Source organism: Sphingomonas aquatilis (assembly GCF_014196115.1).
GTDB lineage: Bacteria > Pseudomonadota > Alphaproteobacteria > Sphingomonadales > Sphingomonadaceae > Sphingomonas > Sphingomonas aquatilis.
Window position 1 is genome coordinate 1 of the sequence record NZ_JACIDB010000023.1, and the last position, 9894, is coordinate 9894.

Annotated in this window: 8 protein-coding genes; 1 reads left to right on the forward strand and 7 read right to left on the reverse strand. The window is 65.6% G+C overall.

Annotation, left to right across the window (positions count from 1 at the left end; translation table 11 throughout):
• Nucleotides 1-200: 200 nt before the first annotated feature.
• Nucleotides 201-1313: a hypothetical protein gene (locus GGR47_RS18760; RefSeq protein ID WP_147037154.1), complete on the reverse strand. Its 1113-nt coding sequence runs from the start codon at nucleotides 1311-1313 to the stop codon at nucleotides 201-203.
• 124 nt (nucleotides 1314-1437) lie between these two features.
• Between GGR47_RS18760 and GGR47_RS18765 the strand changes: the two genes are divergently transcribed.
• Nucleotides 1438-1797, forward strand: a complete 360-nt coding sequence (locus GGR47_RS18765; protein ID WP_147037153.1) for a hypothetical protein — start codon at nucleotides 1438-1440, stop codon at nucleotides 1795-1797.
• Nucleotides 1798-1845: 48 nt separating this feature from the next.
• On the opposite strand, the gene GGR47_RS18770 is transcribed toward GGR47_RS18765, so the two are convergent.
• Genes GGR47_RS18770 through GGR47_RS18795 form a run of 6 tightly spaced genes read right to left on the reverse strand, consistent with a single transcriptional unit; the run spans nucleotide 1846 to nucleotide 9653 of the window.
• Entirely contained in the window at nucleotides 1846-3948 is a 2103-nt protein-coding gene (locus tag GGR47_RS18770) for an AAA family ATPase (RefSeq protein WP_147037152.1), read from the reverse strand.
• Nucleotides 3945-4379 carry a hypothetical protein gene (locus GGR47_RS18775; RefSeq protein ID WP_147037151.1) on the reverse strand — a complete coding sequence of 145 codons (435 nt, stop codon included), beginning with the start codon at nucleotides 4377-4379 and terminating at the stop codon, nucleotides 3945-3947. Before GGR47_RS18775 ends, GGR47_RS18770 begins: the two co-directional genes overlap by 4 nt.
• A gap of 4 nt (nucleotides 4380-4383) precedes the next feature.
• Nucleotides 4384-4851 (reverse strand): hypothetical protein, encoded by a 468-nt coding sequence (locus GGR47_RS18780; RefSeq protein ID WP_147037150.1) that lies wholly within the window; start codon nucleotides 4849-4851, stop codon nucleotides 4384-4386.
• A complete protein-coding gene (locus GGR47_RS18785) occupies nucleotides 4848-6881 on the reverse strand; it encodes a hypothetical protein (protein WP_147037149.1) in 2034 nt (677 codons plus the stop codon). The genes GGR47_RS18780 and GGR47_RS18785 overlap by 4 nt, the downstream gene beginning before the upstream one ends.
• On the reverse strand, nucleotides 6874-8433 hold the full coding sequence (locus GGR47_RS18790; protein ID WP_147037148.1) for a tyrosine-type recombinase/integrase: 1560 nt from the start codon (nucleotides 8431-8433) through the stop codon (nucleotides 6874-6876). Before GGR47_RS18790 ends, GGR47_RS18785 begins: the two co-directional genes overlap by 8 nt.
• On the reverse strand, nucleotides 8433-9653 hold the full coding sequence (locus tag GGR47_RS18795; RefSeq protein WP_147037147.1) for a site-specific integrase: 1221 nt from the start codon (nucleotides 9651-9653) through the stop codon (nucleotides 8433-8435). The genes GGR47_RS18790 and GGR47_RS18795 overlap by 1 nt, the downstream gene beginning before the upstream one ends.
• Nucleotides 9654-9894 lie beyond the last annotated feature (241 nt).

Genomic DNA, 9894 nt, shown 5'->3' on the forward strand with positions numbered 1-9894 from the left:
TCAGAACGGTTATTCCGGGGGAGAGGTGTAACTGTATGTAAGAACAGCCCCTCCCCCTCTCGGCGAACCGGCCTTGCACTGCATCACGTCGGCACCTCGTTGTAACTATGCGACGCATATGCGCCGGTTTTCACATGAACGCTTACAGCCGTATCCTGATCCTGTCACGGCGGCGCGCGCTTTCACCGTCGTCGTCCTCGTCAGGTGTAGGACGCCGGATCCTCCTCGTCGAAGACGATCGCAGGGTCGCCATCGTCGTGGCGAGCGTCTCGGGCGCGGCGCTTGGTGTAGATGCCTTCGAACTCGTCGTGCTTCGGCCACGGCCGATCCGCGAACTCGTCCCAGTCGTCGTCGAAGATGACGTCGTCTCCGATCGGGATCTCGATGTCGCCCTTGTGGCCCGGGATCGTCAGGTGCCGGGCGATCAGATCTTCGAGCCGCCTTCGCCCCGCCTTCAGCGCCTTGATCTCCTGGTTCACTTCCCGCCGGGCATCGCTGCCGCCGGCGAACTGGCGTCGGACCCATGGGTCCGTGCCGGTGACGTGAAGGCGGATGGATTGCCGATGGGTCGTGACGCCCGTGATCATGATGTCGAACCGATTCAGCACCGGATGCGAGATCACGCCGCTGAGCGGCCGCCCCACCACGGCGGTGGCGAGAACCATCGGCAGGTCGGGGCGAAGCCGGATCTCGAAGCGGTCTCCGTCCTGAGGCCGGTGATGGACGACCACCCGTTCGTCGAGCATCAGGGCGTCGATGAACACGGCGTCGAGCGTGCTGTAGCCGCTCAGCCAGGGCAGCTTTGCAGGAAGGTGGATGGCGGGATGGGTGGCGACGGCCGCCCGTGCGAGGAGCTCAGGCGGCGCCTGCGCCGACATCCAGTCCGTCGAGTCGCTGTACTTCTCCCCGATCGCGACGTCTGCCCACGTCGCGTCGAAGAACTCCTGCGGCGCAACCTTGGCGCGTTCGACCACGGCCTTGGCCAAGGCGCTGGTGTGCAGCAACCCGTGGGGCGGAGCGATCGTGCCGCGACGTCGCCATACGCGGGTGCGGGCAAGGTGACCGAGGCCGCGGATCATGACCTCGGTCGTCGATCCCGGACCACGTCTGCGCCATTGCTTCAGCGACACGGTCGTCAGGGGAAAGGGGGCTCCCATGTCCGTCAGGATCTCGACCCGATAGGGCTCGGTGGCGTGAGGCACGAGTCGCTCCGTCTGCGGGTCGAGGCCGAGCAGATCACTGCCATAGGCGAGCAGGTTCTGCGTCAGAGCCTCGGCCGATGCGGCGTAGGCGCGCGTCGTCGCTTCGGACATGCCTGTCCTCCTATTGGATCAAAGTAGGGGTGGTTGGCGGCGTCTCACGTGGGGGCCGATCCCCTTGTGTGTGGACCAATCAGGTCCACATCCGCTTGAACAAGATCGTAAAAGGGATTGTGCGATGGACGTCAGGATTACGGGCATCAATGTCGACGGTGACGCAACGAAGGAATACGTGACACTGCATGTGGATCGCGACTGCGACATCGGCGACTACATCCTGGCGGACACCACCTACGTCAGCCCCGATGCAGTCTCCAACGAGCTACGTCACATGTTCTGGTTTCCGGCCAAGGAGGTCGAGGCCGGTGATACGATCATCCTGCGGACGGGTCGGGGCACGGATACGCAGGAGGAAAAGAAGGACGGCACCATGAAGCACCGTTTCTACTGGGGCCTTCGGTCATCCGTATGGAACGATACGGGTGACACGGCGCTCCTGGTGAAGATTGCCGATTGGACATTCCGAAGAGCGAAGTAGGTGGGTGCGCTGTCGAGCGTCTCTGTTTCTCCCCTCACCGCAATTCCGTCAGGCGGCTTTGACCTCTATGCCGCCGGCAATTGACCCCTCGACCGCTTGTCGTAGCCAGGTGCTGCGCCGCGATGCTTGAGATCCGCGACTGATCGCGTCGGTGATGACGGCGGGGTCGCCGACGAGAACGACCCGTCGCGTGGCCCGGGTAATGGCCGTGTACAGCAGCGTCTTGTCGAGGATCCGGCTCGCGGTGACCGGCACCACGACGATCTCGAACTGCGACCCCTGCGCTTTGTGCGTCGTGATCGCCCAGGCCGGCTCGAGGTGGTCGAGCAACTCGACCGGGATGGTGCGGTCGCCTTCGTCGAAGCGCACGGCGAGACCCTCCTCGGTCATGCCGACGACCTTGCCGAGGCTGCCGTTCCACAGATCGAGGTCGTAGTCGTTGACCGTCCAGATGACGGGCTCCCCCCGCAGCCAGGTCGAGGGATCGAGATTCCGCGCTGCCGCCCACGCGTCATGCAGGGCGGCGTTGATGGCGGCGGTTCCGCCATCGGCGGCTTCGCCTGCCCCTTTGATCGACCCGACGATCTGCGCGGTCGGATGGGCGCGTCGTATCGAGACGGCGGTCGCGACCACGTCGCGCGCGTCGCAGGTCGCGATCGTCACGCCTGCGGCGGCGGCACCGTCGCATGCGGGCAGGTCGGGCAGGATCCCGTCGCGCACGGCCTTGGCGACGGCCGGGATGCCGGTTTCCGCTGCTTGGCGCATGACTTCGGTCAGCACTGTGCGCGGGATCGCGTCGACGTCGAGCAGGGCGTGGAAGGTGAGACCGAAGCCGACCGGCGGCAGCTGGCCGTCGTCGCCGACGAGCAGGAAGCGGCAGCCGACGGGCGCGGAGAGCATGATGCGGTAGAGCGACCCGAGGTCGCACATGCTCGCCTCGTCGATGATGATCAGGGGAAGCGTAGAGAGATCGACGTGGCCGGTCGCCACGCCGTTCAGCCAGCCCGCGATGGTGCGGGCCATCTCGCCGGTGGCCTCGCGCATGCGCAGGGCGGCGCGGCCGGAGAGCGCCATCATCTCGATCGGGATGCCGGCGGCTGCCGCAGTGCGGCAGATGGCCTTCAGCGTGGTCGTCTTGCCCGTCCCGGCGCCGCCGACCAGTAGCGAGAAGTTCGCGGTGATCGCCATCGCGATGGCGTCCGCCTGTCCTGCGTTGAGGTTGACGCCGTCATCGGATCGGTGGGGAAGGGGGAGAACGGTCGGTCCACGCGACGAGGAGGCGAGTTCGTCCGCTATGCGCTGTGCGATCGCGTCCTCCATGAGCGCGGTGCCCGACGCCTGCCAGCCGGTGGGACGCCTGCGGATGGCGCCCAGACGCGAGGCGGTGTCGAGGATGTCGTCACCCATGGACACGCCGAGAAGAGCCCTGGCGGCCTTCCTGAGGTCGTCGCCGGCCATCAGGGTGTCACCATCCTTCAGCCGGGCATGAAGCGCGGCCTCGCACGAGGCGACCAGGCGGCGCTCGTCGGTTGCTTCGACTCCCATCCGGCGCGCGATCGCGTCCGCCGACTTCCAGCTGGTGAATGCGAGCAGCCGATATGGATCGTCGCGGATGCGGTCGAGTGCGTCGGCGTCGTACACGGCGAGCAGCTTGGCGGCGATGCGCGGCGGGATGCCGAGGCGGTCGAAGCCTGCCAGGATGCGCGGCTCGGCGTCCACCAGCGGCCATTCGAGAAGGATCGTCTCGATCTGCGCGCGCGAGCGGTTGTCGTCCGGGAGAGCGCGTAGAAGCACCTCGGCGTCGCCCGCCTCGAGCACGTCGATCAGCTGCTCGCCGAAAGCGTCCCACAGCCTGTTGGCAGTCGCGTCGCCGACCCCGGGGAAGCGCTGGCCGGCGAGGAGCCGCGCGAGCAGGCGGCCCTCGGGGCGGGCCAGCTTCATGTCGGTGACGACGACCTGTGGGCCGTAGCCGGGATGGACCTCGACGGTGCCGCGGATGTGCCAGGTCTCGCCGGTAGCCGGCGGTCTCGCGAGATCCCGTGCGACGAAGCGGCGGCGGACATCGTTGCCGTCGTCGGCGCGAAACACCGCCATGCGTGCGCCGGCGCTCAGCACGTGCGTGACTATTGCGCGGACGGCGATGTCGCTCATCGCGGCAGGCGGCCTGTGTCCGCCAGGTGGATTTCGATCGCCTCGTAGCGGCGCATGCGGCGGCGAAGTTCGACGGCCTCGGCCCGTGCGACGAGCAGTTCCTTCTGCAGCTGGTCGTTGTGCCGCTTCAGCGCCTTCTTCTCCTCGTCTGGAGCAGATGCACCCGGGCGCTGGAACGGTTCGGTGTCGGCGGACCCCTTGGCCGCGATCGGCGGGATGCCGTGCCGGGCGAACCGGTCGTTGCACAGGTCGCGGTTGCGCTTGTTCTGGTAGATCGGCTGCCGGTCGTTCAGCGGCACGTCGCGTACGATCGCGGCGATGTCGGCCGATCCGTCGGGCTTGCGCGGGATGGCGGCACCGATGCGGTCGAAGTAGCCGATCAGCGCCTGATGGTTGGCCTCGCCGCGCTCCTTGTTGCTGATCTCGGACATGTGGTCACCGCTTCTTCTTGCCGGTGTCGGGGAACTGCGTCTCCGTGCGCGCTTGGTTGAGCGGCGCCTCCAGCTCTGCGATCGTCATGCCCCTGCGCTGCGCGTTGAAGTGGTGACGGGCGATCATCTCAAGCAGGTTGTCGACTTTCTTCTCCAACTTGGTGTTGTCGTTCTCGAGCCGTTTGATGCGCTGCGCGGTCACCTCCTCGTGCGCGGGCCGGCGCTTCTTGGGCGGCTTGCCCTCGACGAGTCCGAGGCGACGCTTCTCGAACGCGGTCTCGATCTCGGGATGCTTGAACATGCCGATGCGGCTCAGCTTCCAGCCAAGGCAGGTCTCCACCCTGGTTTCGAGCGTCGGACCCGTCAGCCGACCCCACTCGACCGTCCAACGCTCGATCAGCGCGATGATCTTCTCCTTGCGCTCGGGCGTGATCGGGATGCGACTGCGGCCCGGCTTCTTCTCCTGGCTCATGCCGCCTCTTCCCTTGCTGCCTGGATGTGGACCGGCGACGAGCTGTTCGGCTGGATGAGCGTGCCGTCCGGGATGCTGGCGTCGTCGTGATATGCCAGGATGCGCTCGAGGCTGTCGAGCTTGGCGCGCATAGTCCGGTAGTGGTTGGACGCGCCGCGCGTCCCCTCGTCCATCTCGGCTTCGAGGCGTGTGATGATCCATGCCGTATCGACACGCATCTCCTCGGTTCGACGGCGATGCTTCTCATCCCCCTTCACGAACACGAATGACGCGCAGGTCGAGCACGCGCCGAATTCGGGGCAGGGTGCCGTGTTCCAGTCGTGGATGCAGAAGCCGATTTCCGTCACGTGCGCCGTGGCGACGATCACGTCGCGGAAGCCCTCCCGCTCCACGGGTTCCAACTTGGTGTGGATGTCTGCGAGCACGCCGATGGCCATGCCCTTGGCCAGCGGCTCACGCACCGCGGCGGCTAGCTCCGTGGGCGTGAGATGGTCGTATTCCGCGTTCTGCTCGAGGTCGTCCCTTCCTGACCAGCGCGCGATCAGCTGCTGTTCTAGGCCGCCCGACTGGGCCAGCGTGTTGAGCCAGTGCCTGAACTGGTGGCTCCGAGCGCTCAGGTGCGGCCGGTTGAGCAGGCGGGAGAAGCCGGACTGGATGACGGTCCTGCCGTTCTCGCGCCTGCCGCCGAGGAAGTCTCGGACCTGCTGGTCGCTGGTGATCTCGAGCAGGCAGGGGATGGTCGCCCGCTTGGCGTGGTGTTGGTTGGCGAAGCTGACGAAAAGGCGCTCGTGGAGCGGGGCCTCGGCCCTGCCAGGGGCAACCGAAGGCAGCATGCGCAGCAGCGCTGCTTCGAGATCCGCCCCCGCCACCATCTTCCGCAGTTTGACGCCGAACTGTCGGGATTCGTATTCGCGGTCGGCGAGCGGCACGCCATTGGTGTTGAGCCACAGGAGTGCCGCCGGCGGCGCGCTGAAGCCGAGAATCAGCTGTACGTCCTTGACCGTGAATGCGTCGTCCGTGGTCGGCCGGATATCGGCAGGCAGCCACGCGCGACCTGGATTGGCAACCAGCCACTTGGCGAGCTCGTGCGCACCGGCCGTCGCCTGCCGGATCCGCTCGATGGCCGACTTGGCCACGTCTACCATGACCGTAGGGATCCACTTGATGTCGGGGTCGCCGCTCTTTTCCTTCCAGTAGCGGACGCCGTAGCGCATCACGGGGACGCCATCGCTGTCGAACACGGGTCCGTCGGGACCCTCCTTCTGCTCCTCGACCTCGCAGTCGTATGCGATCCGCAGGACCTCGACGATGCGCCACGGGGCGCAATGAAGGAGCACGATGCAGCCCATCAGAATCGTGTCGCTCGGGTTGTCGATGATCTGCCAGATCTCGGCGAGCGCATCGAACACCTCCCCATCGGGGATCTTGTCGGCGCGCGCCGTTGCCGCGACTTCAGTGGTCCGGTCGCGGGCGTTGCTGACCCTCTTGATCGGGTTTTTCCAATCGAGCCGCATCGGCGTGATGCCGTGCTTATCGATGAAGCGGGCGATCTCCTCCAACGCGAGCCCTAGCTTGTAAGGCTTGCTCCCGCCGGCACGCTCGATGATGCGCCTTGAGGCGGCGTCGAAGTCTTCGGTCAGCAGCATGCAGGGATCGTTGTTTCGCGATTGCAGCTCCTCACCCAGGTCACGCGCGGCGTGCACGATGGCGATGAGGGGATCGGCCGTCTGCGGCCGCGCGTCCTGCTTCAGGCGCACCATGGCCTTAACGAACGCGCCGAACGGCTCGCCGAGTGCGGTTCGCCCCTTCATGCTCTTGGACGTGCCGCCATCATGCGTCGTGTAGTAGATCTTGGCGGCGGTCTGGGACTTGTTGCTGGGCCGCGGGCAGCTCGCCGTGACATCCCAGACCGGTTCGTCGTAGGCCAGATCCGATCCGAAGGCGCCGCACTCGTGGCGCGCACGCCTGATCACTTCGGCAAGCGCTGAACGCGCGGTCCGCTCGGGGATTGTGACGAGGCGTTCAATCATTGATTGACCCTTCGCTGGCGAACTTGGCGGCGATCCTCGCGATGGTGTCGGTGACGGCCTCGATGAGTTCGTCCTCGATCCCGACCATCTTGGGATGGAGGCCGAGGCTTGCACGCTGGTCTCGCGCCCGCTGCAGCTGGTCGAGGACCTCCTGGTGCGGGCCGTTCATCCATGCTTGGAACTTGACGCAGGTGTAGCAGGCGTAGGGCGCGGTGATCCCGCAGAAGCGGAACTCGCCGCAGTTACCGATCACCTCGATCCGGTTACTCCCGGGGTCGGCCAGGAAGCGTCGGCTCGACTCGTCGTCACCTCGGATCGCATCCGCTTCGTTGCGGATGATCCCGGCGAAGGCCTGCGCGCGCGGTGCAAGGGCGGTCGTCATCGCCGTGTCGATCTGGTCCACGATGTCGGAGTGGATCTCCCAGTAGACCGGCACGTTCTGAAGGTCGCTGTGGTCGAGGACGTCGGCGACCGCTGCCTGCGACGCCCCATTGGCTACCATCCTGCTCGGAAGGGTGTAGCGGAACCGGCGGCACGTCACCTCGAGGGGCTTGCCCCCGTAGGTCGTGATCCCCAGACGCCGGACCGCCCGTTGCAGCAGCTGCGTGAAGGTCGCAGCCGAGATGTGGGCCTGCCACTGGTCGTCGAAGGTGGTGCGCATGCGCAGCGTGCCCTTGCGGATGAGGGGCCGTGCGTCGTTCTCGAACGTGGGCCGCGTCCCGTTCCATTCGATCAGATCCTGGATGATCTCGCCATACAGCCCGGTGAGCTTCCGCCGCCTGAAGGACGACCTCGAAAGCGCCTCGCCCTTCTTGTGCCTGGGGATGCTGACGATCCAGGCCGCGATAGCGCCACCTGACTGTAGGGGCTCGACATCATCCTCGCGCATGGAGGCGAACTGGCTGGAGTTAGAGCCGAACGCCAGCGCCAGGGCGAGTGCCGCCTGTTCCGGAAGCGGCATTGCCCCGGTGAGCCGGGCGGCCCTCAGGGCTGTCACGATCGCGGACACCTCCCTCGACGTCAGCGGTCCTTCATTGGGATCGCGGGATCGGACCGCGGCGCCCTTGCGGTTGCCGCCGATCCGCCATTCCTCGATCTGGTCAAGCACGCGCTGGTCGAAGCCGTCGTATCCGGCCTGCGTGCACCAGCGATACATGGCGCGGCCGTAGTGCAGCTTCCACTGATCCTCCTTCCCCAGGTAATCCTGCGCCTGACTGAGCGCGAGGTAGGGGATGGTCTCCCCGGCTGCCGCTGCCTGCTGGAAGACGGGCATCCGCACGAGCAAGCTGACCTGGTGGAACGCGTTCGCCACCGCCGCCGCAGAACCGTTCTTGATCAGGTGGACGTGATATCCCTTGATCCCGTCGAGCGCGATGCAGTCGGTCAGCGGGAAATTGTCCCAATTGATCGAGGCTGGGCGCATCGGGTCGTTCAGCCGCCAGACCGGGCCGGACACGTCCACGGGGAGTCCGGCGCGATCGACAATGACGGTATCGCGCGGCGGCCACCTGCGAGCAATTGTAGCGAGGGCGGCGATCGGCAGACTCGCCATCACGCGGCGGCCTTCATGGCGTCGGTGGGAGCGTGCAGCGCGCGCAGGATTTTCGCGGCTTCACGCACGATCTCGGAGTGGGCGTAGCGCGCGTCCTGCTCGGACGTCTTGTTCCAGCCCATGATGTAGTTGTTGATGATGCGGCGGAATGCCTCGGGCCACCCGTATTCAGAGGCCAGGCGCCGGAACCGTGAGTTCCAGGTGTGGCGCAGCCTATGCGACGACAGGTCCGCCGGCAGATCGTCAGGGAAGCGTGCGCGCAGCGTCCGGAAGATGTCATACAGCGCGTCGAGCGACATGGCCGCGCCGCCGTTTGTCTCAAGGAAGATGAAGGGGTTCCTCTTGTGGCCCGGCAGCTTGGTGCGCCATTTCATGATGTACCGGTCCATGGAGAACGCCAGGAGCGGGCTGATGGGCAGGTCGCGGCCATTGGTCTTGACGAGCGGCGGATCGGTGCGGTGTTCTTCGGGATCGTTGGGGTTGGGCACGATGCTGATGCCGGGGTGTCGTCCAGCCACATTCACGTGCTCGGACTTCAGGACAAGCGGCTCTGCCTCGCGCATGCCCAACTCGACGAAGAACAGCACGATGCAGAAGTTGCGGTCACGCGTATGCGGCGCGAAGGGGTTGCGCGGATCGTCCGGACGGACGACCTGCATCAGGAAGTCGAGTTCCTCGTCGGTGAGCGCCTCGCGCTGCTTCTGCTTGCTGCCGGCGATGCTGGCGACCACGTTCTTCAAGACGGCGAGCCGCGCGTTGATGAAGTAGACGCGGGATTGGTCGGTCATGGCGAGCGAGATGTGCGACATCCGCCAATTCACATATGCCAGGACGCGTTTCATCCTGTCCTTGTGCGTGTTGCCGACGACGACGCGCTTGACCTTCATTGCGCCGACCTCGAGCGGAGCCTTCTTGCTGGTGCGCATGAATTCGGAGAGGTTCTCGATCTCCATCGGCGAGAACAGGTCGCCGGACTCGAGGCGCTGGGTGATGTCGAGACCCTCGTTCTCGGCCCACTCGTAGAAAAGGCACAGTGAGTCGACGACGCGGTTGGCGAGGTTGATGGACTTCTGCCGGAGCTTGGCTAAGGCATATCGAAGTGCCCATGCGTCTGGCAGGTCGTTAGACCGGGCGCACATGAACGCGAACCGTTCGCCGCCGTCGAAGCGGACGTTCTTGCGGTAATACGGTCCCCGCTTCTTATCGGTTGTCGGCTGCATCGACCCTGTTCTCGCGGCAATAACCGAAGAACGTATGAAGAACCCCGCGCCATTGCAACACGCTGTCCGGCGGTCGTTTAGCGCCGACTCAGAATGGGACGAAAAACGGGCCCCTAGTTACAACTAGGAGCCCGTTATACGAACCTGCCAGGAACGCTGGCGCAGTTACAACCTGATCTGCAGCTTTTACCTCGTGGGATTGAGGCTAGTTACAGAATTAGTTACACCCCCGGAGTCAGAA